Origin of the sequence: Pseudomonas sp. UBA7530, from assembly GCF_002479365.1 — a bacterium.
Lineage (GTDB): Bacteria > Pseudomonadota > Gammaproteobacteria > Pseudomonadales > Pseudomonadaceae > Aquipseudomonas.
The window spans coordinates 117,836-142,202 of record NZ_DLMS01000003.1; the positions used below are offsets into that span (position 1 = coordinate 117,836).

At 63.3% G+C, this 24,367-nt stretch carries 25 protein-coding genes and 1 pseudogene; 11 read left to right on the forward strand and 15 right to left on the reverse strand.

From position 1 onward, the window contains the following. Window positions 1-99: 99 nt before the first annotated feature. Window positions 100-885, reverse strand: coding sequence for a hydroxypyruvate isomerase family protein (locus tag B2U07_RS06475; RefSeq protein WP_275545796.1), 786 nt, complete (start codon window positions 883-885; stop codon window positions 100-102). Further along, complete coding sequence (locus B2U07_RS06480; protein ID WP_275545797.1) at window positions 882-1,772, reverse strand: NAD(P)-dependent oxidoreductase; 891 nt, start codon at window positions 1,770-1,772, stop codon at window positions 882-884. Before B2U07_RS06480 ends, B2U07_RS06475 begins: the two co-directional genes overlap by 4 nt. 129 nt (window positions 1,773-1,901) lie before the next feature. On the opposite strand from B2U07_RS06480, the gene B2U07_RS06485 reads away from it, so the two are divergent. Genes B2U07_RS06485 through phnE form a run of 4 tightly spaced genes read left to right on the forward strand, consistent with a single transcriptional unit; the run spans window position 1,902 to window position 5,129 of the window. Next, a complete protein-coding gene (locus B2U07_RS06485; protein WP_197856127.1) occupies window positions 1,902-2,753 on the forward strand; it encodes a putative selenate ABC transporter substrate-binding protein in 852 nt (283 codons plus the stop codon). Continuing rightward, entirely contained in the window at window positions 2,750-3,550 is an 801-nt protein-coding gene (locus B2U07_RS06490) for a phosphonate ABC transporter ATP-binding protein (protein WP_275545798.1), read from the forward strand. The genes B2U07_RS06485 and B2U07_RS06490 overlap by 4 nt, the downstream gene beginning before the upstream one ends. Further along, the gene (locus B2U07_RS06495; protein WP_275545799.1) at window positions 3,544-4,371 is read left to right on the forward strand and encodes a PhnE/PtxC family ABC transporter permease; all 828 of its coding nucleotides are present in this window, start codon (window positions 3,544-3,546) and stop codon (window positions 4,369-4,371) included. Before B2U07_RS06490 ends, B2U07_RS06495 begins: the two co-directional genes overlap by 7 nt. Continuing rightward, window positions 4,368-5,129: a phosphonate ABC transporter, permease protein PhnE gene (gene phnE, locus B2U07_RS06500; RefSeq protein WP_296276433.1), complete on the forward strand. Its 762-nt coding sequence runs from the start codon at window positions 4,368-4,370 to the stop codon at window positions 5,127-5,129. The genes B2U07_RS06495 and phnE overlap by 4 nt, the downstream gene beginning before the upstream one ends. On the opposite strand, the gene B2U07_RS06505 is transcribed toward phnE, so the two are convergent. From B2U07_RS06505 to B2U07_RS06535, 7 genes and pseudogenes are all read right to left on the reverse strand, one after another. Continuing rightward, on the reverse strand, window positions 5,122-5,934 hold the full coding sequence (locus B2U07_RS06505) for an alpha/beta fold hydrolase (RefSeq protein WP_275545801.1): 813 nt from the start codon (window positions 5,932-5,934) through the stop codon (window positions 5,122-5,124). The two genes, phnE and B2U07_RS06505, sit on opposite strands and share 8 nt — an antisense overlap. 81 nt (window positions 5,935-6,015) lie before the next feature. Continuing rightward, window positions 6,016-7,173, reverse strand: coding sequence for an iron-containing alcohol dehydrogenase (locus tag B2U07_RS06510; protein WP_296276435.1), 1,158 nt, complete (start codon window positions 7,171-7,173; stop codon window positions 6,016-6,018). 69 nt (window positions 7,174-7,242) lie between these two features. After that, a complete protein-coding gene (locus tag B2U07_RS06515; RefSeq protein ID WP_275545803.1) occupies window positions 7,243-8,043 on the reverse strand; it encodes an AMP-binding protein in 801 nt (266 codons plus the stop codon). 85 nt (window positions 8,044-8,128) lie between these two features. Continuing rightward, window positions 8,129-8,875: pseudogene (locus tag B2U07_RS06520) on the reverse strand (AMP-binding protein); the annotation flags it as partial. A gap of 28 nt (window positions 8,876-8,903) precedes the next feature. Continuing rightward, window positions 8,904-9,206, reverse strand: coding sequence for an EthD family reductase (locus B2U07_RS06525; RefSeq protein WP_275545804.1), 303 nt, complete (start codon window positions 9,204-9,206; stop codon window positions 8,904-8,906). Between the two features lie 45 nt (window positions 9,207-9,251). After that, window positions 9,252-10,859 (reverse strand): phytoene desaturase family protein, encoded by a 1,608-nt coding sequence (locus B2U07_RS06530; protein ID WP_275545805.1) that lies wholly within the window; start codon window positions 10,857-10,859, stop codon window positions 9,252-9,254. 43 nt (window positions 10,860-10,902) lie between these two features. Continuing rightward, the gene (locus tag B2U07_RS06535; RefSeq protein ID WP_275545806.1) at window positions 10,903-11,691 is read right to left on the reverse strand and encodes an SDR family oxidoreductase; all 789 of its coding nucleotides are present in this window, start codon (window positions 11,689-11,691) and stop codon (window positions 10,903-10,905) included. 103 nt (window positions 11,692-11,794) lie between these two features. Here B2U07_RS06535 and B2U07_RS06540 point away from each other — a divergent pair, with 103 nt between their 5' ends. Then, window positions 11,795-12,523 (forward strand): Crp/Fnr family transcriptional regulator, encoded by a 729-nt coding sequence (locus B2U07_RS06540; protein ID WP_275545807.1) that lies wholly within the window; start codon window positions 11,795-11,797, stop codon window positions 12,521-12,523. A 5-nt stretch (window positions 12,524-12,528) separates the two neighbouring features. Here the strand turns inward: B2U07_RS06540 and B2U07_RS06545 are convergent, their stop codons facing one another. Beyond that, window positions 12,529-13,521, reverse strand: coding sequence for an AraC family transcriptional regulator (locus B2U07_RS06545; protein WP_275545808.1), 993 nt, complete (start codon window positions 13,519-13,521; stop codon window positions 12,529-12,531). Between the two features lie 157 nt (window positions 13,522-13,678). On the opposite strand from B2U07_RS06545, the gene B2U07_RS06550 reads away from it, so the two are divergent. After that, entirely contained in the window at window positions 13,679-14,575 is an 897-nt protein-coding gene (locus B2U07_RS06550; RefSeq protein WP_275545809.1) for a TauD/TfdA dioxygenase family protein, read from the forward strand. Between the two features lie 103 nt (window positions 14,576-14,678). After that, window positions 14,679-15,158 (forward strand): VOC family protein, encoded by a 480-nt coding sequence (locus B2U07_RS06555; protein WP_197856139.1) that lies wholly within the window; start codon window positions 14,679-14,681, stop codon window positions 15,156-15,158. 8 nt (window positions 15,159-15,166) lie between these two features. Here B2U07_RS06555 and B2U07_RS06560 read toward each other — a convergent pair whose 3' ends face one another. After that, entirely contained in the window at window positions 15,167-15,652 is a 486-nt protein-coding gene (locus B2U07_RS06560) for a hypothetical protein (protein WP_275545810.1), read from the reverse strand. Between the two features lie 200 nt (window positions 15,653-15,852). Continuing rightward, the gene (locus B2U07_RS06565; RefSeq protein WP_275545811.1) at window positions 15,853-16,593 is read right to left on the reverse strand and encodes a substrate-binding periplasmic protein; all 741 of its coding nucleotides are present in this window, start codon (window positions 16,591-16,593) and stop codon (window positions 15,853-15,855) included. Window positions 16,594-16,785: 192 nt separating this feature from the next. Between B2U07_RS06565 and B2U07_RS06570 the strand changes: the two genes are divergently transcribed. Beyond that, the gene (locus B2U07_RS06570; protein WP_275545812.1) at window positions 16,786-17,232 is read left to right on the forward strand and encodes a MerR family transcriptional regulator; all 447 of its coding nucleotides are present in this window, start codon (window positions 16,786-16,788) and stop codon (window positions 17,230-17,232) included. Window positions 17,233-17,288: 56 nt separating this feature from the next. Here the strand turns inward: B2U07_RS06570 and B2U07_RS06575 are convergent, their stop codons facing one another. Further along, the gene (locus B2U07_RS06575) at window positions 17,289-18,308 is read right to left on the reverse strand and encodes an acetoacetate decarboxylase (ADC) (protein ID WP_275545813.1); all 1,020 of its coding nucleotides are present in this window, start codon (window positions 18,306-18,308) and stop codon (window positions 17,289-17,291) included. Window positions 18,309-18,530: 222 nt separating this feature from the next. Here B2U07_RS06575 and B2U07_RS06580 point away from each other — a divergent pair, with 222 nt between their 5' ends. Further along, the gene (locus B2U07_RS06580; RefSeq protein WP_275545814.1) at window positions 18,531-19,760 is read left to right on the forward strand and encodes an NADH:flavin oxidoreductase/NADH oxidase family protein; all 1,230 of its coding nucleotides are present in this window, start codon (window positions 18,531-18,533) and stop codon (window positions 19,758-19,760) included. A gap of 3 nt (window positions 19,761-19,763) precedes the next feature. On the opposite strand, the gene B2U07_RS06585 is transcribed toward B2U07_RS06580, so the two are convergent. Then, window positions 19,764-20,531 carry an MBL fold metallo-hydrolase gene (locus B2U07_RS06585; RefSeq protein ID WP_275545815.1) on the reverse strand — a complete coding sequence of 256 codons (768 nt, stop codon included), beginning with the start codon at window positions 20,529-20,531 and terminating at the stop codon, window positions 19,764-19,766. 96 nt (window positions 20,532-20,627) lie between these two features. On the opposite strand from B2U07_RS06585, the gene B2U07_RS06590 reads away from it, so the two are divergent. Next, window positions 20,628-21,584, forward strand: coding sequence for a GlxA family transcriptional regulator (locus B2U07_RS06590; RefSeq protein ID WP_275545816.1), 957 nt, complete (start codon window positions 20,628-20,630; stop codon window positions 21,582-21,584). Between the two features lie 218 nt (window positions 21,585-21,802). Further along, on the forward strand, window positions 21,803-21,976 hold the full coding sequence (locus tag B2U07_RS06595) for a hypothetical protein (RefSeq protein WP_197856145.1): 174 nt from the start codon (window positions 21,803-21,805) through the stop codon (window positions 21,974-21,976). Window positions 21,977-22,275: 299 nt separating this feature from the next. On the opposite strand, the gene B2U07_RS06600 is transcribed toward B2U07_RS06595, so the two are convergent. Further along, window positions 22,276-24,321 (reverse strand): pyridoxamine 5'-phosphate oxidase family protein, encoded by a 2,046-nt coding sequence (locus tag B2U07_RS06600; protein WP_275545817.1) that lies wholly within the window; start codon window positions 24,319-24,321, stop codon window positions 22,276-22,278. Between the last annotated feature and the right edge of the window lie 46 nt (window positions 24,322-24,367).

Below are 24,367 nucleotides of genomic sequence, written 5' to 3' on the forward strand. Positions count from 1 at the left end.
GCTTGGCCGTTGCCTGAGTCTGATATCTCATCGCGGCTAAAGCCGCTCCTACGAAATCGGTGGGTATCTGTAGGAGCGGCTTCAGCCGCGATCAAACACTCACACTCCAGCCTTGAACCCCGGCAACCAACCCAGACTCGCCTGCGTACCTGCCTCACCCGGCTTGTATTCGGCCCCAAGCCAGCCGCGATATCCGGTCTCATGCAGGGTTTCGAGCATCGGCGCAAAATCCAGCTCACCGCTGCCTGGCGCGCCGCGCCCCGGCACATCGGCGAACTGCACGTGGCCGATGCGCCCGGCCAACAGGCGTATGCCCGCCGCCACATCCAGCTCCTGGCGCGCCATATGGTAGAGGTCGTACTGCGCGGCCAGATTGGGATGATCCACCGCACGCAGCAATTCATCGAGATGCTCCGGCGTGTTGATCACAAAGCCCGGCATGTCGATCGGATTGATCGCCTCGACCAGCACACGAATGCCCAGTGTGGCGAACGCCTCGGCGCTCTTGCGCAGGTTGACGACCAGACACGCCAGCGCCTGCTCCCGGCTGACGCCTTCGGCCAGGCGCCCCGGCAGCACGTTGACGCAGGTCGGGCGCACCATGGCGGCATAGGTCAGCGCCTCCTGCAGCGCGGCATCGAACTCGGCCTGGCGCGCCGGCACGCTGGCCAGACCGGGGCCGCCCGTCATCAGGTCGCCCGCCGGCACGTTGATCAGCACCAGTGACATGCCGCTGAGCTCCAGCACCTCCTTCAGGGCGATGGCCGGCAGCTCGTAGGGAAACTGGATCTCCACGCCATCGAACCCCGCACGCATCGCGGCCAGCACACGCTCGCGTAGCGGCAGCTCGGTGAACAGCATGGACAGGTTGGCAGCGATCTTCATCGGCACGGCTCCCGCAGCATTTCCACCAGCGTGGCGGGGTCACGTTCCAGATTGCCCTGGCTGCCGTGCAGGCGCATCAGCTGTGCAGCGAGGCCGCTCATGGGCGTGGCGCTGCCCTGCTCACGCGACAGTTTGACCGCCGTATCGAGGTCCTTGAGCAGGGTGCGCACGTGCCACTTGACCGGCTCGAACTGGCTGGCGGCCATTTGCGGCGCGAGGATCTGCAGCGGTTTGGAATCGGCGAAACCACCGGCCAAAGCCTGCGCGATCAGGCTGGCATCGACGCCGGAGCGCTCGGCCAACGCCACCACCTCGGCAATCACCAGCGCGTTGCAGGCAACGATCATCTGGTTACACACCTTGGTCACCTGCCCGGCTCCCACCTCACCCATGCGCGTCAGGCGCTGGCCCAGGTGCGCCAGTACCGCGCGCACGCGCTCCACGTCCTCTTCGCGGCCACCCGCCATGATCGCCAGCGTGCCGGCCTCGGCGCCCGGCGTGCCACCGGAAACCGGTGCATCGATCCAGCGCATGCCGGTGCGAGCTTCCAGCTCCGCGGCCATCTCACGCGTGGCGGCCGGTTCCAGGCTTGAAAAATCCACCAGCAACTGCCCGGGCCGCGCACCTTCGACGATCCCGCCAGGGCCGAACACTACCTCACGCACCACATCGGTATTGGCCAGGCACAGCATCACCAAGTCGGCATCGCGACACAGCTCGGCGGGGCTCTCCACGCGACGCGCGCCCTGCTCCAACAGCGTCGCGCACTTGTCCGGCGTGCGGTTCCAGAGGGTCAGTGGATAGCCTGCGGCCAGCAGGCGGCGGGTCATCGGCAGACCCATCAGGCCGATCCCGGCGAAGGCCAGGGCGGGCAGCGTTGCAGTCATCGATCAACTCCAGGCAGTTGGTATCCAGCGCGCATATTAACTCCGGCATCTGCGCGTACGTGCTGCAAGCGCAGCGTCCGGCCACTATACTCCGCGCGCCTTCCCCGCTATTGAACCGGAGAATCCGACATGTTCAAGAACACCCTGGCGCTCGCCGCCGGCATCGCCCTGTCCGTATCCGCTGTATTTGCGCAAGCCGCCGACGTCCTCAAGGTCTCGGCCATCCCCGACGAAGCCCCCACCGAACTGCTGCGCAAGTTCAAGCCGCTGGGTGCCTACCTGGAGCAGGAACTGGGCATGAAGGTGGAGTTCGTGCCGGTGGCCGACTACGCCGCCGTGGTCGAGGCGCTGGCGGCCGACCGTATCGACATGGCCTGGCTGGGCGGCTTCACCTTCGTCCAGGCGCACCTGAAGACCGGTAACGCCGTGCCGCTGGTACAGCGTGAACAGGACGCCGAGTTCACCAGCAAGTTCATCACCTCCGACCCGGCCGTCAAATCGCTGCAGGATCTGAAAGGCAAGACCTTCGCCTTCGGCTCGGTGTCCTCCACCTCCGGTAGCCTGATGCCGCGCTATTTCATGCTGCAGGACGGCATCAAGCCGGAAGACTTCTTCAGCCGCGTGGCCTATTCCGGTGCTCACGACGCCACCGCAGCCTGGGTGCAAGCCGGCAAGGCCGACGCTGGCGTGCTCAACGCCTCGGTCTGGCAGAAGCTGGTCGATGGAGGCAAGGTCGATACCGACAAGGTCAAGGTCTTCGCCACCACCCCGACCTACTACGACTACAACTGGACCGTGCGCGGCAACCTCGATGCCGACCTGCAGGCGAAGATCAAGGCCGCCTTCCTCGCCCTCGACCCGGCCAAGCCCGAGCAGAAGGCAATTCTCGACCTGCAGGCCGCCAGCCGCTTCATCGAGACCAAGCCTGAAAACTACGAAGGCATCGAAGAAGCCGCTCGCGCCGCCGGCCTGCTCAAGTGAGCATCGCCCTGCGTGGCGTGGGCCTGGCCCACGCCAACGGCAAGGTTGCGCTGAAAAACATCGATCTCGAGGTCAGCCCCGGCGAACGGGTGGCCATCATCGGGCCCTCAGGTGCCGGCAAGACCACTCTGCTGCGCCTGCTGGCCACCAGCCTGCAACCCACGCACGGTGAGATCGACCTGCTGCAACACAACCCCTGGCGCCTGGCTACCCGCCAGCGCCAGCGTCTGCGCGCACGCATCGGCCTGATCCACCAGGCGCCGCCGCTGCCACCGCGTCAACGCGTGGTCACCGCCGTGCTGGCCGGCAAGCTTGGCCAGTGGTCATTGGCCAAGGGCCTGATCAACCTGCTGCATCCGCTGGATGCAGGCGGTGCCCAGGCCGCCCTGGCGCGTCTGGATATCGCCGACAAGCTCTACCAGCGCTGCGACCAGCTCTCCGGTGGTCAGTTGCAGCGCGTCGGCATCGCCCGCGTGCTGTACCAGTCGCCGGAACTGATCCTCGCCGACGAACCGGTCTCGGCCATGGACCCGGTGCTGGCTGGCCACACCCTGGCCGTGCTCAACCGCGAGGCCGCCGAGCGCGGCATGACCCTGCTGGCCAGCCTGCATGCCGTCGACCTGGCGCTGGCGCACTTCCCGCGGGTGATCGGTATTCGCGACGGGCGCATCGCCTTCGACCTGCCGGCCGGTGAGGTGCAGCCTGCCCAGCTGGAAGCGCTCTATATGAACGAGCAGTTGCAGGCCGCCCCCAGCTCGCCCGTACAGCCGCAACCGACGCATATCCCGCGATGCTGAACACCGCCCCGCGCGACCCCGCCGCCCTGCCGCGCCTGCTGATTACCGTTCTGGCGCTGCTGCTGTTGTGGCCGGGCCTGAGCCTGAGCGAGCTGGACCTGGCCGTACTGGTCGATGGCGACAACACCCGCGCCATGGGCAACTTCCTCGCCGGTTTCTGGCCGCCTGCGCATGATGGCGAATTCCTCGCCCTGCTCGGCCGCGCCACCCTGGAAACCCTGGCCATCGCCACCGCCGGCATGAGCCTGGCGCTGCTGATCGCCATTCCCGCCGCACTGCTGGCAAGCCGTGCGCTGTCGCTGTCGGCCGTGCATCGCGGTGGCCGCCCGGCCTGGTGGGCGAACCTGGCGCGCTGGCCGGTACGCGGGCTGCTGATCTTCCTGCGCAGCGTGCCGGAAATCGTCTGGGCGCTGCTGTTCGTCCGCGCCGTCGGCCTCGGCCCCACCGCCGGGGTACTGGCCATCGCCATCACCTACGCCGGCATGCTCGGTAAGGTGTATGCGGAAATCTTCGAATCGGTCGACGCCCGCCCCACCCGCGCGCTACTGGGCGCCGGTAGCAGCCGGTTGACGGCCTTCACCTACGGCGTGCTGCCCAATGCCGCCGGGGAAATGCTCTCCTACACCGTATACCGCTGGGAATGTGCCATCCGCGCCTCGGTGGTAATGGGCTTCGTCGGCGCTGGCGGGCTGGGCCAGCAGATCGACCTGTCGCTGCGCATGTTCGCCGGCGGCGAAGTGGCCAGCATGCTGCTCACCTTCCTGCTGCTGGTACTGTTGGCCGACCAGTTCAGCCGCCTGCTGCGTGCGAGGCTGACATGAGAGCCGGCAACCTGATCCTGCTTGCCGGCATTCTCGGTGCGGTGATTGCCTCGTTCCTCTATCTGGGCATCGACCTCAGCGCATTGGTGGCCGGCGACAGCCTGGCGCAGATGGGCCAGTACGCCAGCGGCTTCCTGCAACCGGACTTCTCCGCCGCGCACTTGCAGGCCATCGGCCACGGCGCGCTGGAAACCCTGGCCATGTCCGCCATCGGCACATTGCTCGCCGCCCTCCTCGGCCTGGCCCTCGCGCTACCGGCCGCCGGGCGCTTCGGCGCAATCGCACTGCACGCCACACGCCTGCTGCTCAATGCCCTGCGCGCCATTCCCGAACTGGTCTGGGCGGCGCTGATGGTGCTGGCCGCCGGCCTCGGCCCCAACGCCGGCACCCTGGCCCTGGCTCTGCACACCGCCGGCGTGCTCGGTCGCCTGTTCGCCGAAGCGCTGGAAAACACCCCACGCGAACCGGCCGACGCAATCCGCGAAAGCGGCGGCGGGCGCATGCTCGCTTTCTGCTATGGCACCCTGCACGGCGTCTGGCCACAGCTGGTGGCGTACACGCTGTATCGCTGGGAGAACAACATCCGCATGGCCAGCGTGCTCGGCTTCGTCGGTGCCGGCGGCCTCGGGCAGATGCTCTACATGAGCCTCAGCCTGTTCCAGGAAGCCCAGGCCGCTACGGTGATCCTGGCCATGTTGCTGCTGGTGCTGGCGGTCGATGCTTTCAGTGGCTGGGCCAGGCAGCGCTGGGTCAGCTAGGCCCCTCGCACTCCTGCGGTGCAAGCCAATCGGATACGGCCCGATTGAAGCCCTCCGCACAATCCACCATCACCCAGTGGGAGGATTTGAAGAGCACGACCTTGCAGCCCGGGCTCGTGCTCAATGTCTGCAGCCATTGTTCGGATTGAAACTGAAATGGCTTGTAGCTTCCGTACGCGTAAAAGATGGGACACGCCAATTGGGTCGGACCGATAAGGTTTTTCAATCCTCCGCGCGCGCCCATCCAGCGCATGGCATAGGGATAGCTCATACCCGCATGGATGCTGGCCGGGTCGGTCTTGCAACGCAGATATTTCGCGGTCGCACGTGCCAGGTAATCGCCTACCGGACCCTTCAGGTACCACGTCAGCGCCAGGGGCATCTGATAGGCAAAAATCATCCATTTGGCTCGCAGGCTCAGCCCGCGTTTGAATGCCGGTGAGCTGGCATCTCCGACATCGACGGCAACGATTCGCGCCACTTTGTGCGGCTGAGTGGCAGCGAAGTGAAACCCGAACAGGCACCCCCAGTCATGCAGCATGAGCGTGACCGTGCCGTTGGGAGTGACCTGATTCACGACACGCAGGATCAGCTCGGTTATCTCGCTTATAGAAAAACCCCGCGTCTTCGGGTCATCGAAGCCGGGCAAGGTAAATCTCACGCATCGATGCGTGCGCTTGAAATGCTGAACCTGTCGTGCCCATATTTCATGGCTATCCGGCCAGCCGTGCAGCATCACGATGATGTCGGGGCTTTCGCCGTCGATGTACACCGGAATGCCGGAGACGATTGATTCAGTATGCACGCGTCTGTCTCTCCGAAAGTCGACTCAGGGGCTGTTGCTGCAACCAGTCGATCGCCCCAGGAGCGGTGATCTCACCAGGTGCTACAAGCACTGTTCCAGCACTTTGGCACTTATCGGCAAGGTTATTTCCCGACGCTCACCCAACGCGACCATGCCGTGGCGTTCCAGCTGTTCGAGCAGCTTGGGTATACCGCCGGCATCAATACCATAACTGCTCAGGCGTGTCGCAACGCCCATCTGCTCGAAGAAATCGCGCGTGAGGGCGATGGCCTGCTCGATTCGCTGCTCCCGCGAGCCTCCGCGAAGGTCCCAAACTCGCTCGGCGTACTGCAGCAGTTTCTGCGACTTTTCCTGGCGGCGCACACTGAGCATGGCGGGCAAGACCACGGCCAGGGTCTGCGCATAGTCGAGGCCATGCACAGCGGTGAGCTCATGGCCGATCATGTGCGTTGACCAGTCCTGCGGTACACCTGCACCGATCAGGCCGTTCAGCGCGAGGCTGGCGGCCCACATGAGATTGGCCCGTACCTCGTAGTTCTCCGGCTCGCTCAGGGCCAGCGGTCCCAGCTCGACCAGAGTCAGCAGCAAGCCTTCGGCGAAACGATCCTGGACATGGGCATTGACGGGATATGTCAGGTACTGCTCGATGACATGGACGAACGCATCGACCACGCCGTTGCCGACCTGACGAGCAGGTACGCTCATCGTCCGGGTCGGGTCGAGAATCGCGAACACCGGGAAACAGTGGCGACTGGCAAAGGGAATCTTGTCGTGAGTCGACAAGCGCGTGACAACGGCGCTGTTGTTCATTTCCGAGCCCGTTGCCGCCAGGGTCAGCACCACGCCTACGGGGAGCGTGCGGATGATGCAGCGGCCGCCGCTTTCGAGGATGGCCCAGCCGTCCGCCGCCATGCAGGCGGCTGCCGCAATGTACTTGGCAGCGTCGATCACCGACCCGCCGCCCACGGCCAGGACATAGGAAATGTCCTCGGCCTTGGCCTGCTCAACGGCCAGGCTGAGTCGCTCATAGCTCGGGTTGGGTTCGATACCGCCAAAATCGCTGAGGTAGCGCTCTCCCAACGTATGCCGCACCTCTGCCAGCGTGCCATTCCTGATCACGCTGCCGCCGCCGTAGAGCAGCATGACTCTGGCGTCGGCGGGTATTTCCTGATTCAGCTTCGACAGCTTGCTCTTGCCGAAGTGGATGCGCGTTGGGTTGGAGTACGAAAAATCAAGCATGAATTATTCTCGGAATGCCCAGTAATGCTGGCGCACTGAAGCGCCACTGAGGGGGAGCCAGGCGAGCGCCTAGCGGTTGTCACTGGCGGTGTCGGGAAGCGCGTAGTCCTCCAGCACCTTGCGCAGCTCGGTTTTCAGCATTTTCCCGGTCGCGCCAAGCGGGATGTTATCGACGAACACGACGTCATCCGGGGTCTGCCACTTCGCCAGTTTTCCTTCATAAAGACCAAGCACCTCCTCTCTGCTGACGACTGCGTCCTTGCGCCTGACGACGAGCACGATGGGGCGCTCTCCCCATTTCGGGTGCGGCACGCCCAACGCCGCAGCCATCGCGACCGCCGGGTGGTTCATGGCGATATTTTCGATATCGATGGTCGAGAGCCATTCTCCGCCTGACTTGACCACATCCTTGCTGCGGTCGGTGAGCTGCAGGTAGGCGTTGGCGTCGAGCGTGGCAACGTCGCCGGTGGCGAACCAGCCATCGTCCAGACGCTGCTCGCAGTCGTCCTTGAAATAGGCGCTGATGACCCAGTGCCCCTTGACTTGCAGGTGGCCGCAATTCGTTCCGTTCCACGGCTGTACGACGCCCTGGTCATCGACGATGCGCAAGTCGATCCCGAACACCGGACGACCTTGCTTCAGACGAAGCCGTTGCTGCTCCTCACGGCTCAGACTCGAGTGCTCCGCCATCAGCGCGGAGGCCGTGCCCAGAGGCGACATTTCGGTCATGCCCCAGGCGTGAATCACTTCGACGCCGTAGCGGTCCTCGAAGTGCTTCTGCATGCTCGGAGAACAGGCCGCTCCACCGATGGTGGTTTTTCTCAATGAGGAAAAGCTCCCCTGCCGGGCATCGACGTGATCGAGCAGCATCTGCCAGACCGTTGGCACGCCCAGCGCCAGCCGTCACCGACTCCTGCTCGATCAGCTCGTACACCGATTGCCCGTCCAGCGCCGGGCCGGGCAACACCAGTTTGCAACCGGCCATCGCCGTACAGTAGGGCGTGCCCCAGCCATTGACATGGAACATCGGCACTACCGGCATCACCACATCCTGAGGACCGATACCCAATGCACTGGGCGTGCTGAGAATCATGCTGTGCAGCACGGTCGAGCGATGAGAATAGAGCGCGCCTTTCGGGTTGCCCGTGGTGCCGCTGGTGTAACACAGGCTCGAAGCCGCCAACTCATCGAACTGCGGCCAAGCGTATTGACCACTGTGCTTCGCCAGCAACGACTCGTAACTGACGACCTCCGGCATGTCTTCGAGGCGTTCGAGCGCAGCCTGATCACCCAACAGCACCCAGTGACGAACACGGCGGACCAGCGGCTGCAGAGTACGGACCAGGTCAATGAAGCTGGCATCGAAGAACACCACTTCGTCTTCGGCATGCTCCAGCATCCAGGCCACCTGCGAGGCATGCAGACGTGGATTGATGGTATGCAGCACACGCTGCGAGCCGCTGATGCCGTAGTACAGCTCCAGATGGCGATAGCCATTCCAGGCGATGCTCGCGACCCGGCTGCCCGCAGGCAGATCCCAGTCATCGAGCACCATGGCCACTTGCCGAGAACGCTGGGCGACATCCGCCCAGGTGTATCGATGAATGTCGCCCTCGACACGGCGCGATACCACTTCGACCCCTGCACTGTAACGCTCCGCATGCTCCAGCAGAGATGAAATGAGCAGCGGCTTGTCCTGCATCAATCCGTTCAAGGCACGGCCTCCCGAATCACTGGATGACTTGGCTGATGACCACAACCGGGACGATATCGGTGTAGTTCGTGCGGTCGGCACCGAGCACCTTGCCTTCAGCGGCCATTGCCGCCTTGAAGCTGTCGACGTCGGCGAAGAACATGTGCGCTGCCGCAACGCTCGCAGGCAGCTTGCCGCCAGGTTCGGGCAAGGTCTGATCGATCTCCAGCTTTACCAGGCCGTGAGCGCCGAGCCGGTCCCTGATCAACTGCGCGTGCGTTGACTGGTAGTACTGATGATCGAACTGGAAGCCTTCGTGGGGCGGGTAGGAAACGGTCATTCTGATCACGGTTATTCTCCAAATGGCGATAGTCGGTTGAAGGAATCAGGCGAGCTCTCGCAGCTCACGGAACAGGTCACGGCCAAGTGCCGCCGATGCGGCCAGCAAGCCGCCGACCATGGCACCGCTGACGCCGCCCATGGCGACATCCTGACCGGTAAAAAGCAAACCTTTGACCGGGCTGAAGGCACGGGTCCAACGCTGTTGATAGCGCTCGGGCGTCGGCGCGAAGGACATGAAATCGCCACGCGTGCGGCCCAGAAAGTCATTGAAACTCACCGGCGTGGCCAGCTCCGCATGGACGACGTGCCCCTGCGCCTTCGGGTAGAAACGATAGACCTGCTGGAGCATTTCCTCGGAGAGGCGGGCCTTGAGGTCCTCGTACTCGTCACCCCGGTGCTTCCATTGCGTACCGGTAAACGGCTGCCACAGGTTCCAGTCGGTAAAGCTGCAGATATCCATCGTGCTGCGGCCGGGATAGCGCAGCGGCCAGCTTGGATCCTTAGCTGACGGCTGCGAGATGAAATGCAGCGGCATCGGACGCCGCGCCGGGTCCTGAATGTAGTGCTGCCAGTCCTCGCTCTGCCTCGCGCTCTGGTGAATCCAGATGTTGGCCGGGCCGACATCCAGGTCGGCATTGCTGGCATCGAGGCCCACGTTGAGCACGACCGCTGGCAGCGTGCTGGGCATGGCCTGAGCCCTGGCATTGAGCTGTTCGATTTCCGGGTTCGCGCTGGTGAGCATGTTCAGCGTCTGGCGGATACCGATGCCGCTGATGACCTGCGGTGCCTCGAGTATTTCACCGCCCGCCATGCGCACGCCGACCACCTTGCCATCATGCTCGACGACACCGACCACATCGGCCCCAGCCAGCACCATGCCGCCGGCACTGCGGATGGTTTCCGATATCAGGTCGGCGATGACTTGCGAGCCGCCGATGGGATAACTCGCTCCATCGAGGTAGTGGCGAATGACGGCGGCATGTACCGAGAACGAGGCGACACTCGGCAAACTGGCGTAGTCACCGAAATGGCCGCAAAGCACGGCGATCAGCTTTTCGTTGCGGGTGATCGAACGCAGGACCTCCAGCGTGGTTTGCTCGGCCAGCGGCATGAAGCGCGGGGCGACCTGCTCGAACGCCTTGTCCGCAAAGGAGCCTGGCATCGCCCGTACGGCCAGGAACTCACCTGCGGGGCGACTGGCCTCGTTGACCAGCTCGATGTAACGATCGATGGCGTGCGCTTCTTCGGGGAAGTATTCCTTGAGCCGCTCCTTGAAGGCAGCGCTGCCTGCGTAGTACTCGAATATTTCGTCGCCTATCGCGATCTTGTTATAGAGGTCGGGCATCTTCTGCCACTTGAGCTCACCGCGGGTGACCTTGTCGAACAGGTTGCGCAGGGTGCCGGCGCGATGAACTTCGCCGACGTAGTGCAACCCCACATCCCACTCGAATCCGGGGCGCCTGAAGACCTGCAGGCAACCGCCGATGACCGCATGGCGCTCCAGCACCAGCACCTTCTTGCCCTCGAGAGCCAGCAGCGCGGCAGCCGTCAGGCCTCCGGCGCCGGAACCCATGACGATGGCATCCATTTTCGCTGCGAGATCGCCGCGCGCGAGCGCGCGTTTGTAGCTGGAATCGGCTGCAGTTTTCATTATTGTTTTCCTGGTTGGGTGGAGCAGAAGTCGGACTGCAGGCTCAGGCGGGAGAGCCAAACAACCCAGGGCCAGCGAGCGATGCGCCGCCATCGACAGGCAACACGACGCCTGTCACGTAGTCGCACACCGAAGAACTGAGCATGACCGCGACCTTGGCCACCGACTCGATGTCGCCGTAGCGGCGCAGCGGAAGGTTGCGAATGACTGCATCCCGCGCCTCGGACGTCGGCGTCAGTCGCGCCATCCCTTCCGTGCCGTCGATAGGACCGGGGACGATGGAATTGACGCGGATACCCTCAGGCCCCCACTCCATGGCCAGCACGCGCGTGAGCATGTCGACGCCGGCTTTCGCTGCACAGACGTGCGCTTGCAAAGGCGTGGCGATGGAGGCCTGAGGGGCAGAGATATTGATGACCGAGGCGCCGGGACGGGTCAGGAACGGATAAGCCGCGCGCAGTACGTGAAAGCTGCCGAGCAGGTCGATATCCATCACGCTCTTGAAGCCGTTCACCGACATGGCCGCCGCTGGCGCCACGAAGTTGCCGGCTGCGCCGGAGCAAAGCACATCGATGCTGCCCCAGGTTTCGCAGGTTCCGGATAGCGCTTCCTGAACGCTGCCGCTATCGCGGACATCACCGGTAAAGCCCAGCGCCTCGGCGCCCAGGGCACGCAAGCTGGCAAGCGCGCTGTCGACTCGCTCGGGCGAGCGGCTGAAGACCGCCACACGCGCACCCGACGCGGCGAAGGCCTTGGCTATTCCCAGGTTGATACCGCTGGTACCGCCGGCGACGAATACGGTTTTTCCAGTGAACTCGCTGTGATTCAACATAGTTGCCACTCCCGTCTGCGAGGCGCTTTTTGTTATTGGCGAGCACTAGGCTAGGAGCAGCGAAGATGGCAGTCTGTCAAAAACTTGAATTTTGAATCCGAGCATGGACACACCATCAGATACCGATTCACTGCTGGCTGTACTGGAGAAGGATGAGTGGTTTTCGACCTGCGCGATCGAGCTCAAGCGCGCACTGATTCGCGATGCGAAGATGCACGATTATGCCGCTGGAGAAGCCCTTTACCGGGAAGGCGAATTCGCTCGACACGCCCTTTTCTGCGTGATCGAAGGGGCCGTGCGACTCAGTAGCTCGCTGCATGACGGCACCCCTTCGCTGTTGGTCTATCTGGAGCCCTGCCACTGGTTCGGCGACATTTCCCTGATCGATGGCCGGCCCTACATTCGAGATGCAATCGCTGACGTGGATACGCGGATTCTTTGTGTTCCCATGCAGGCCTTCACCCAATGGCTGGACCACAATCCCAGGCATTGGCGAGACATCGCCCGCCTGAGCATCAACAAGCTTCGGGTGGCCTATCAGGTGATCGGCGAGCCCGGGGCACTGCATCATCGGCTCGCCAGGCGGCTGTGGCTGATGGCGCAGGGTTTCGGATCGCGCACGCAAACCCCGTCCTTGCAGCTCAATGTTTCCCAGGAGCATCTCGCGCAGATGATGGGCACTACCCGCCAGAGCATCAATGCCGCGCTGGCCAGGCTGGAGGGCCTGGGGCTAGTGGTGCAGGGCTACAGAACCATCGAGCTGCGTGATCTGAAAAGCCTGTTGGATCATGCCAATCGCCTGGACGTGGAGGGCCCGGCTGATCGCTCGTGAAGCGCTCATGGCTCCTCGCTGTGGCGCTGCCAGCGACTCGGCGGATAGCCGGTCCAGCGGCTGAACGCCCGGGAAAAGCTGGCCGCCTCGGCATAGCCCAGGCGCTGCGCGATGGTGTGCAGATCAAGGCGCGAATCAGCCAGCAAACGCTTGGCGAGCTGTTTCTTGATCTGTTCGTTCAACTGCTGGAACGCATGTCCCTCAATTGCCAGCCGACGGTGCAGGGTGCGCTCGGAAATGCCCAGGCGTTCGGCCACGATGCGGCATGAAAGCAACTGACCGGACTGCCCGATCAACACCCGTTGCACCTGCCGCGCGGTGGGCGACTTATGTAACTGGTGGGATATTTCCTGACATTGCAATTCACACAACTGCTCGCCTTCGAGCCGCGCATCGATATGCGCCTGCGGCAATGGGCTGTGCAAGTCCTCGCTGGAAAACAGGACGCCATCACGTCTGGCTGAACGAGTCGGCACGCAGGGGAACGATGGGTGCCAAGCGCCAAGTGCCTCAGGCGCGGTCATTTCCACGGCCAGCGGGATCACCTGGCGTTTCAGCAACTCCGAACTGATGCTCAGGCAAGCGGCAATGCCACGTTCGACGACGAAAGCGCAGGCGTCTCTGGGCAGTACGCTGGCGTCGAACAGCAGCCAGGTACCACGCCGTTCGTGTTCCAGGCGGGTGGGGCAAAGGGTCAACGCCATCAACTGGAATCGGCTGAACGAGTTGAACGCCTCGATCAGCGTACGGCTCGCCAGCATGGTGAAACCGAGCACGCCAAGGGACGTCAGGTGGTAACGGCTGCCGGTGATGAAGCCCAAGCCAGGGCGGCGACTGTGCTCGAGCAGGCTGCGAATGACTGCAAGCTCCTGCCAGGCCTCGATCTGCGCGGCGCTGGCCTGCAGATCGAGCGAGGCGATGGCGCTGCCTTTCAAGCAGACGTCCTTCGCCACGCCTTCTGCCTGTGCCGTCTCCAGCAAGTAGCGAACGCCAGTCACCGAACGTTTCTGTCGCCAGTCCATTTTGCAGGCCCTCAGCTCGCTGGCGCCGCGCGAATCGTGGCAGCAGAGATCATGAAATGGCAGTAATTATCATGGAGCCTGCCAATCGCTCAACCCATGCTGTTATCACCTCGATCGCGGAGACAACAACAAAATGAGCGAATTTATCTACACGTTGCCCAGCGCCAACCCGCACACTCACTACCAGCATTTTTGCGCCATACCTGCCACTGGCGCATTGGGCGCATATGTCGAAGGCATCGATCTGCGCGCCCTGAGCGCGGAAGGCTACGCCGAGTTGCGCCAGGCCTTGCTGCGACACAAGGTGCTGTTCATTCAGGGGCAATCTCTGGGCGTAAGCGATCTGGAGCGAGTGACCACGCAGTTCGGCGAGTTTGGCCGCGAGCCTTACGTCACCTGCATGCAGGAACATCCGCATGTGGTACACGTCGTCAAGGAAGCGAGTGAGAAGGCACCCTTCGTGTTCGGTGGGGCCTGGCATACCGACTGGACCTTTCAGGAACGGCCGCCGGCCTTCACCCTGCTCTATGGACACGATGTTCCAAAGTATGGCGGCGATACCTGCTTTGCGAACATGGCACTCGCCTACGAGTGGCTCTCCCCCGGCATGCAGGCCTTGCTCGAAAGGCTCGACGCACAGCACAGCCCGGAACGCGCCTATGGTGCCAACGCCAATCACAACGCACTGCTGGAGAACATGCAGATACGTTATGGCCAGGACACCTCCGGCGAGGCCCGCAACCATCCGCTGGTGATCCGCCATCCGGAAACCGGCAAGAAGATCCTGTTCATCAACCCGGCCTATACCTGCGGCATCGAAGGACTGCGGGCAGCGGAGGCGCAACCGTTGCTCGAGTATCTGTTCAACCTGGCGGTGTCCCCTGCCTTCACCTGCCGCATGCAATGGCGCCAGGGCACATTGGCGATCTGGGACAACCGCAGCACATGGCACATGCCCGTATCGGACTATCACGGCATGCGACGTGAAATGTTCCGTACCACAGTGATCGGCGAGCGCCCTTCTCGCTGAGATGCCAGGCCCAGTCGGCGACAGGGCCTGAACCTGTCGCTGACGCGGCCTGCCCCGCGACTCCGGTCTAGACTGCTGAATCACCCCGGCGAGGAGATTGAGGATGACCAGCAAGAACACCATATGCCTCTGGTACGACCGCGACGCGCTGGAGGCTGCAACCTTCTACGCCGAAACCTTCCCCGACAGTGCCGTGCTGGCCGTGCATCATGCGCCCGGCGACTACCCATCCGGCCAGCGCGGCGATGTGCTGACGGTCGAGTTCAAGGTGATGGGCATCCCCTGCCTCGGCCTCAACGGCGGCCCGGCGTTCCGGCACAGCGAGGCGTTCTCGTTCCAGGTCGCCACCGACGATCAGGCCGAGACGGACCGCCTGTGGCACGCGATCATCGACAACGGCGGCCAGGCCAGTGAATGCGGCTGGTGCAGGGACAAATGGGGCATCTCATGGCAGATCACGCCGCGTATTCTCAGCGCTGCCATCGCCAGCCCGGACCGTGCAGCGGCCAGGCGCGCCTTCGAGGCAATGATGACGATGGGTAAGATCGACATCGCCAGGATCGAGGCTGCGCTGAAGGGCTGATCGACCGTTCAGGCGCGGGCGTTCTTCTTCTGCAGGATCGCCGAGGCCTCGTTGTAGGCGCTCTGGAAGGCTTCGCTGCTGATCCAGGCCACTGCCGCGTCTTCGTCGTCCTCGTGGAAGATGGCGCGATAGACGATCAGCAGGCCCATCATGAAGTCGGTCGCAGCGTCCTCGGATTCCTCGGCGACCACCAGTTCCAGCACTGGATATTGCAAGAACACCAGGCACAGGGCGAGCAGACTGATGCCCTCCGCGGTCTTCATCGTCTGGAACAGATCATCGAAATGCGCCGGGTCGAAGCCGTTCTCTTCGATGTCCTTGAAGTCGAAGCTACTCAGGTCGATCTCGACATCATCGAACGGCTCGTCGATCAGCGGGTTGGCCAGGATCGGATGGACAACGTTGGCCTGCGGCCTGAGCTTGCCCATGCGGTTCTGCCTGGCCTTGGTCTTGGCCCGCTGGGCGCGCTTCTTCTGTTTGTCTGCGGAGGCCATGGGGCGGTTCCTCGTTGGGTTCGCCATGTGCATGGCTGGAAATGATCAGGCGTACATTGTATGCAGTCACGCAGTAACTGTCGGCAAGAGTCTGTACGCGCATGGCCCGAGCGACGATCGCGCGCTGATGCGAAGCGGTGTGGCTCTGGCCTAACGCTCTTATCGCCCTTGCGAGCAGAGCCATATGAGCCGCTCAGGGCCTATCGCCTCTGGTAATGCCGATGGATACGTGCCAACTCGCCGGAGCGCCGCAGTTGCTCGAGCGCCTCGCTCCAGGCGGCAACCAGCGCATCGTCACTGTCACGGCTGAAGGCGATGTACAGCGAGGACCGATACAGCTCGATGGGGATTGGTCGCAGCGTACCGGGCGCGATGCCGAGCTGGCGGCTGTAGTAGGCCACGCCTGCATCGGTATCGCCCACTATCACCTCGGTACGACCGGCCAGCAGCATGCTGTAGAGCTGCTGGCTTTCCACTGCGCTCTTGTCGAGGTTGTTGAAGCCCATCGACTCCAGCATGCTCGGCACCAGGCCTGCGTGCCGCGTGGTGATGCGCGGAGCACGCAGCAGCTGTTCCAGAGACGTTATCGGCCGCGGCGCATTGGCCAACTGATAGGGATGAATGGACTCCTCCACGATCGGTCCCACCCACTTGTACAACGGCTCGCGCTCCTGCGTGCGAAACAGCGAATACATGATGGTCCGAGGTTGGGTCCGCAGCGTGCGGGTAGTGCGCATGCTTGGCTGCAAGACGATTTCGAACTCGTCGCCGGTCAAGGCCATGATCGCCCGCACGATTTCCGTGGACATGCCGGTGAGCTGGCCGCCTTCCGCATAGTTGTAAGGCGCCCACTCTTCGGTGATCACTCGATAGCGTTCAGCGCTAGCCAGAGGGCTGAGTAGCAGGCAAAACAGGGCCGCGGTAAATCTCGAACGCTTCAAAGGGTCTGCCTGATGAACGGGTCATTGCTGGCCGGTGGAGCCTGGCCATGAGTCAGACAAGCATAGACGCCAACAAGCCCGGTTTGCCGGAGGCATTCGCCATAAATTGTCGTCGGCGCCGACAGTGCCTGGCTCGGGCCCAAAGCTTAAAGTTAAGCTACAGGTTTACGGCCTTTGGCGAAGACAACAGCGATGAAAATTGGTGAATTGGCAAAGCGTACCGGGCTGGCAGCCTCACGTATTCGTTTCTACGAAAGCATCGGCCTGCTCAGGCTGGCGGAGCGCCAGGCCAACGGTTACCGCAGCTATCCAGAACAGGCAGTGCTGGTGCTCAACCTGATCACTACCGCGCAGCAGGCCGGCTTTAGCCTGGACGAGCTGCGCACACTGCTGCCGCAGGATCTGGCGCAGTGGCAGCATGGCAAGCTGCTCGACACCCTGCACGCCAAGGTGAACGACATCGAGGCGCTGGAGGAGCGCTTGGCGCAGAGCAAGGGCCACCTGCTGGCGCTGATCGACGAGATCGAGAGCAAACCGGACGACCTCGATTGCGCGGCCAACGCCAGGCGAGTGCTGGCCAAGATGAACCTGGGCGAGCCGAACAAGCCAACCAGGCGCACGGGCAGCAAGCGCAGATAAGGCCGCCGTTTGCAGGAGCGGCCTGTTCAGCCAGCGAATGGCCGCTGCTCACCGGTTCAGCGCGACATCTGTGCCAACGGCTTGGGCGCGTAGAGCGCGCTCTGAAAGTCCGGCACGTATTCATACCTGATCATCTTGCCCAGCTTCAGCGACTCGATGTAGGTCGACAGGCTGCCCGCGCCGAGCGCCAGGCTCACCTTCTGCCCGTCCGAGCTCGCTGCATGGCGCATCTGCCGGGAAACGGCGTAGCCGAAAGCAAGCTCACCATCGTGTCCGATATTGGTGAAGCTGTTGGTCACCAACTCAGGTTCGGTAGATGCATCAGCGAGTTTCTCCACCTCGAAGGTAACGTCAAGCTTGCCGGTGTCGCCGTCGGCGATCTCGAAGACGAGACTCTTGTCGGTCTCGCGATAATCGATGGGCGTCAGCCACTTCGGCAGGTTGTAACCGACCACACCACGCACGCGCGCCAGCTCGGTGTTGACCGGCAGCTTGAGCACGTACCCCCAGAAGTCCTTGGACAGCGACTGCCCGACCAGACTGATGGGGCCCAGGTTGGCATTGCCGGGCCTGTTGGTCACGATGGACAGGGCAATTTCGTTGTAGCTGTCATTGTCGCAGTAGTGATAGGCGTAGGCGGTAAAGGCGACCAGCCCGCGGCCAGGCCAGATCTGCAGCGGCTGCACCTGCTCCAGCACCTGCGCCGGCATCAGCTCGCGAAGCCTGTCGAGGTCGGCGGTGAATACCGCGGTGACGCGTGTGTTGCGGTAATAGAAGTTCGGCGAGTAAGACTCAAAGCCCATGTCCACCTTGGTTTTCTTCAGGCCGCGGAACCAGCTGAGATCGATATCCGGCGCCTCGTCCGCGATCACAGACAGCGGGGGATTGGAGTGGAAACGGTGGTAAAGCCCGCCCGCTTCCACCGGCACCGAATGGCCGGCGATATCGACCGTGGCAGCGTGCGCATCGGCCTCCTGTGCCCAAGCGGGCATGGCCACGAGGTTGAAGATCATCCCGGCCAGCACCGCAGTGCGCTGGCGTCTTAGACGTTTAGTAAGCTCGGCAATCTGCTTCATCGTTCTTATCCGCGTTGAGGAATTCATAGGCTCCCTGCTCCTCGGAAGGTCTCCGAAGGGCAGACGCGGCAACCCTAAGGTTAAATAGAACTTTAAGGTCAAGCAGTCGAATCAAGTAGATTGTTTCAAAGCGGTAACATGCCGAAGCGAGAACAAACGCCCGTTGACATTAAAGTGAACTTTAAAGTTAAGGTCAGCGCGTCTTCAGCCGAGGAAGCACCCATGACCCTGTTCGATCCCCTTGTCCTGCCCAATGGCTCGATCATCCCCAACCGCCTCGCCAAGGCGGCGATGGAAGAGAACATGGCGGATAGCGAGCACGCGCCATCCGAGCACCTGATGCGCCTTTACCAAGGCTGGGCCGAGGGCGGCGCCGGCCTGCTGATTTCCGGCAACGTGATGGTCGACAGCCGCGCCATGACCGGCCCCGGTGGCGTGGTACTGGAAGACGACGCGCAGCTGGCCAGGTTCGAGCGCTGGGCTTCGGTCGGCCGTGCCAAAGGCGCGCAGTTCTGGCTGCAGATCAACCATCCCGGCCGGCAGATGCAAGCCAATCTGGGCCAGCCGACCTGGGCACCCTCTGCGGTGCCGTTGGAGCTGGGCAACCTGTCCAAGCGTTTCGCCACGCCGCTGGCGATGACCGAAACAATGATCGCTGAAGTGATCCAGCGCTTCGCCCACACGGCACAACTCGCCGAACGAGCAGGTTTCAACGGTGTGCAAATCCACGCCGCGCATGGCTACCTGCTCAGCCAGTTCCTCTCCCCCTTGAGCAACCAGCGCAGCGACCAGTGGGGCGGCACGCTGGAGAACCGCGCGCGCCTGCTGCTGGAAATCGTCAAGGCGGTGCGTGCTGCGGTGGCACCTGGTTTCGCCGTGGCGGTCAAGCTCAACTCGGCAGACTTCCAGCGTGGCGGCTTCAGCGCCGACGACGCACAGCAGGTGGTGCGCCTGCTCGACGGCCTGGGCGTGGACCTGGTCGAGTTGTCCGGTGGCAGCTACGAAGCGCCGGCCATGCAGGGTCAGGCCCGCGACGGCCGTACCCTGGCGCGCGAAGCCTACTTCCTGGAGTTCGCCCGCGAGATTCGCGCCGTGGCGAGCATGCCGATCATGGTCACCGGTGGCATCCGCCGCGCAGCGGTGGCGCAGGAAGTGCTGGCCAGCGGCATCGAGATGGTCGGCATCGGCACGGCCCTGGCCATCGACCCGAACCTGCCGCGTGACTGGCAGCTCGGCCTCGGCAGCGCTCCCCAGCTGCCGCCGATCACCTGGAACAACAAGGTGCTGGCCTCTCTGGCCAACATGGCACTGGTCAAATATCAGTTGCGCAAGTTGAGCCAGGGCCAAGGCACCCAGCCCGGCGTAGCCCCCTCATGGGCACTGTTGACCCAGCAAGTGCAGGACATATTCAGCGCTCGCCGATATCGGCGCTGGATGCAGCGACGCCGCTGATACTCAGAAAGCCAGCACCTCACCATCCTGCGGAATCAGCAGCTCGACCTGTGCGCGGGCAGCGGCTTCGGCCAGCGCCACGCGGCTGACCGGACAGTGACTGATGGCTTCCAGATGATTGGCCACCACAGCCGCGCCGCTCAACCGGGTGAACTCGATCACCTCGTCGATGCCCATGATGATGTCGCCGCCCAGGTCGAAACGCGCGCCACCTGCCGGCACCACAGACACGGCTGGCCGGTGCTCGCGCACACAGGCGCGCACCTCGTCGGTAAGCAGGGTATCGCCGGCCAGGTACAGGCTCGGCTCACCCGGCATCTCGATCAGAAAACCGACACCGTGCTCCATCAGGCGCCCCACTACTCCCCGACCGTGAGTGCAGCGGACAGTGCGTATGCGTCCGCCAAGAAAGGGACCGGGAAGATCATGCTCCGGCAACAATGGCTGGACATTCAGGCCACGCTGGCGCAGATGGTCGGCATCATGCGGGGTGCAGATCACCGGAATCTGTCGCTCGCGTAGCCAGCGGGTACCGGCACGATCCAGATGGTCGAAATGCCCTTTCTGGCAATGCGTGATCAGACAATGGGTGACCGACTCAAGCTCGGTCCAGGCGCCGCTTGGCAGCTCCACCAGCGGGTTGCGCTGGCGGGCGCCGAACAGACGCAGCGGCGGCAACGCGTCCCGCCGGGCCAGCATAGGGTCGACCAGCACTCGATGCTGACCGAATTCGACGATGATGGTGGCGTTGCGCAGTTGCTGGATTTTCATGAAAAGCCCTCGAGTTCTGAGAGCTCCATGCTGCCTATCCGCCCCATGAACAATAATGGCAGTATTGGACATCTTAGATTCATTTCAGGCCATCCAATGCGCATTGGTTTGCTGCTGTTTCCCGAGTGTATGCCTGCCGGGCTGCTGGCTTTTGCCGATTTGCTGCATGCCGCCAATCGCCGGAACGCAACAGCACTGTTCGAGGTTCGTTATATCGCCGAGCAGGCCGGACCGGTGCAATGCGCCCATGGCCTCGTGCTGCAAGCGCACGCCAACCTCGACCCACGCACGCTAGATGCCTTGCTGATCCCCGGTTTCTGGGCTGAGTCGGCAGAGCAGGTCGATACGCTGCTGACGCGCAATGCCACGCTGATCAAGGCGCTTTCGGCCGCAGGCAAGCGCATTCAGCTTTGGAGTTATTGCACGGGTGTCGGCCTGCTCGCGGCCAGCGGTCGCCTCAACGGTCAGGCAGCGACGGTAACCTGGTGGCTGGCGGACGTGATGCGTGAGCGCTTCACCCGGGTTCGCTGGCAAAGCGAGAGCAGTTGCGTGTTCGCCCAGCGCGTGGCCACCGCCTCCGGGGTGAACGGTTACCTGCCCATCGCTCAGGGAGTCATCGAGCGTCATGTCAGCGAGGACGTGTTCAAGGACCTCAGCCAGTTGATGGTGCTACCCCGCCCGGCTGTGCCCCACAGTGCATTTCAGGGCGCCAGCCTGATGCAGCAACCGGCGGGGCTGTTGCGGCGCCTGCATACCTTGATCGAGCAGACGCCTGCCGAACAGCTGACCGTGGAGAGCCTGGCCGACAGGCTGGCGATGTCCGAGCGCACCCTGGCGCGCAAGGTGCGGGCGGAAACCGGCGAGGCCGTGGCGAGCTACGCCAGGCGCATCAAGCTCTATCAGCTCAGTGAACGCCTGGCCATGACCTCGACGCCTCTCGGTACCCTGAGCGCTGATCTGGGTTTCAGCAGCCCGGCCAATCTGCGGCGCATGTTCAAGGCACTGACCGGGCTGACACCTGCGCAATATCGCCAGCAGTATGGGCGTCAGTAATCCGGGGGGACCGGAAACGGTGTTTTCGGTGCCTAATCACCGCCAAATATTTCAAGATAATTCAAAACGTCCCGAACAGGAAACGACACAACAAAAATCACGTTGTTCGTTGCATAAAAGGAACAGTCCTTTGCCGAACCAGCGGTTTAATTAGCTTGCTAACGAGGCGTATAAACGAAGTGCGACATAACGCCGCATCCGCATATCGAGGAGACAGCATGAACGTGATCGTGCATGAACGTGACAGCGAACATCTTTCCCGTGAGGCCCGCGCCATGGGGACGGTGGTCTGGGATGTGCTTCAGAATGGAGAGCTGGTAGGCATCTTCCCGTCGCAGGACGAAGCCAACGCCTACCGCAAAGCGCTGGAAGACGCGCAAGCGCAAGGGTAAGCAGAGGCTGTTGCCGTTTCGCGCGAAACGGCAACAGCTTCACCGCATTGCTCACTGCGCCCGAACACCGATATCGCCAGCGCGCCAACCTCCCCCGCAATAACGCTAAGCCTCCGCCAGAGCCCGGCGCCGCCTGAACTGCCCATCGGCGCCTCACATCCGTGCAACAGCTTCGACGTCAGATAGCCCGGCTCGATTTCCACGTAGTCATGCGCCCCGAGGGCGATGCGCGAATCACTCGATTCGGCATCAGGCCAGGCGTAACGGGTGTAGGGACGAATGCTCATTTCCCAGCCCTCTTACAGATCAAGCACCAGAGTTTGGACACCATCCTCGCCCTGTGCCGGCACCGCGCAGCAGATCAACACGCCGCCGTCCTGCGGCAATTCGGCCGGAGGGTTCGGATAGTGCACCTGACCGCTGACTAGGCGCGTCTTGCAGGTGCCGCAGGAACCACCCCGGCAACTGAACTCGGGCGTGAGGCCGCGACTTTCCGCCAGTTCCAGCAGACTGCCGCTGTCCGGTGACCAGCGCGCCTCCTTACTCGATGCGCTGAAATGCACCGGCACCGGTTCGCTCGCGGCGGGCGGCTGCTCGAGGGCCGTCACCTGGCCATCGGTACGGCGCGTGAGCGTCGAGGGGCCGAACGCCTCGGCATGGATGCGCTCATCGGCGACATTGAGATCGCGCAGGCCATCGTAAATCGCCTGGGTAAAGGCGGCGGGGCCGCACAGGTAGAAGTCGTAGTCATCGAACATCAGCGCAGCCTTGATCTGCGCCAGGTCGATACGCCCCTGCTGCTCGTAGTCGCGGCCCACTACAGCGTCCGCTTCCGGCGTGCTGAGGGCGCGGTGCACCTGCAACAGGCCGCCCGCGCGCTGCACCAGCTCGTGCAGCTCGGCCTGGAAGGGCAGATCACGCAGCGTGCGCGCACCCTGAAAGAAATGAATGCGCCTGCCCTGCCCCAGCGCCACCTGTTCACGCAGCATCGACAATAGCGGCGTGATACCGACACCGGCGCCGATCAGCACCAGCGGCCGGCGGCTTTCGCTGTTCAGGATGAAGCTCCCCAATGGCGGGCGCACGTCCAGCACATCACCCACCTGAACCTGTTCGTGCAGATGCCGCGACACCACACCCTGCGCCTTGACGCTGATGCGCAGCTGACCGTCCGACGGCGCGCTGGAGAGGCTGTAGGTGCGCAGCAGGGTCTCACCGCTGGCGGTGGTGATGCGAATCGGCAGGTGCTGACCGGCGGCGAAACCGGGTGCGGCGCCCTGCTCCGGCGCCAGCACGAAGGAGCGGATATCGCTGCTTTCCTGCTGCACACTCTGCACACGCCAGCGCTGCCACTGATTGCGCTGCTCACGCTCGCGCAGGCGCGCGGCGGTTTCCGCCCAGGTGCCGGTCATCAGGCTGGTCGGTGCATATTCCTCGAAGACCCAGCGCAACGAGGTCGCCGCCGGGCGTAGCACCACCTGCTCGACGTCGAACGTCCACAGCCGCTCGGCGCCCTCGAAGGCTTTGATCAACGGGCTGTCGAGGATGATCTCGGCGCGGCCACCCAACTGCAGCACATCGCCCGTGGTGAAGTCGACGAACAACAGGCCGGCGCGCGGATTGACGCTGAGGTTGCCCAGGGTATTGAAGAACAGGTTGCCGGCGTAATCGGGAATGGTCAGGCGATTGCCCTCCACTCGTACGAAACCCGCTCGGCCGCCCCGGTGGGAGACATCCACCGAACGACGACCATCGTCGTGCTCGACGTAACTGGCGACGAAGAAGGTGTCGGCGCCTTCGATCAGCGCGCGGGTGCGTGCATCCAGCTCCGTTGAATCCACGCGCTCGCCGCCCCGCTCGGGCACGCGGCGGTACTGGCGCAGTTGAATGTACTGCGGGCAATTGCCGTAGGAATGCTCCACGGCGATCTCCAGGCGTTGTGCCGAAGCCAGGCGAATATGCCCGTTGACGCGATTGCGCCGCCGCGTATGCAACTCGATGCCCAGCAGGCCGATGGCCTCGCCCGCATGCAGGCCACTGCTGGCCGGGTCGAGCGGATCGAGCGCCATGGCGGCCAGATCGAACGACAGCTGACGCGAGTCGGGCGAAGTGACGAAGCCCTCCTCGCCTTCGATCAGGGTGGCCCAGGGCTGGCCTGCCCCATCCAAAGCACCAGCAATCATGAACGGCAACTGGTGGAAGAACTCGCGATGCTGATCCGGCATATGGTCGCGGATCACCTTCTGCCCGAGCACCTCCATGCGCTCGGCAACGCCGACCTTTTCCTGCAGTTGTCTTTCACCGGCGTGCCAGGGCGACTGCCGATGGCTGGGAAGCTGTTGCATGTTCTGCCCTCCACGAAAGCGGCCGCCGGGCGATCCCGGCGGCGGT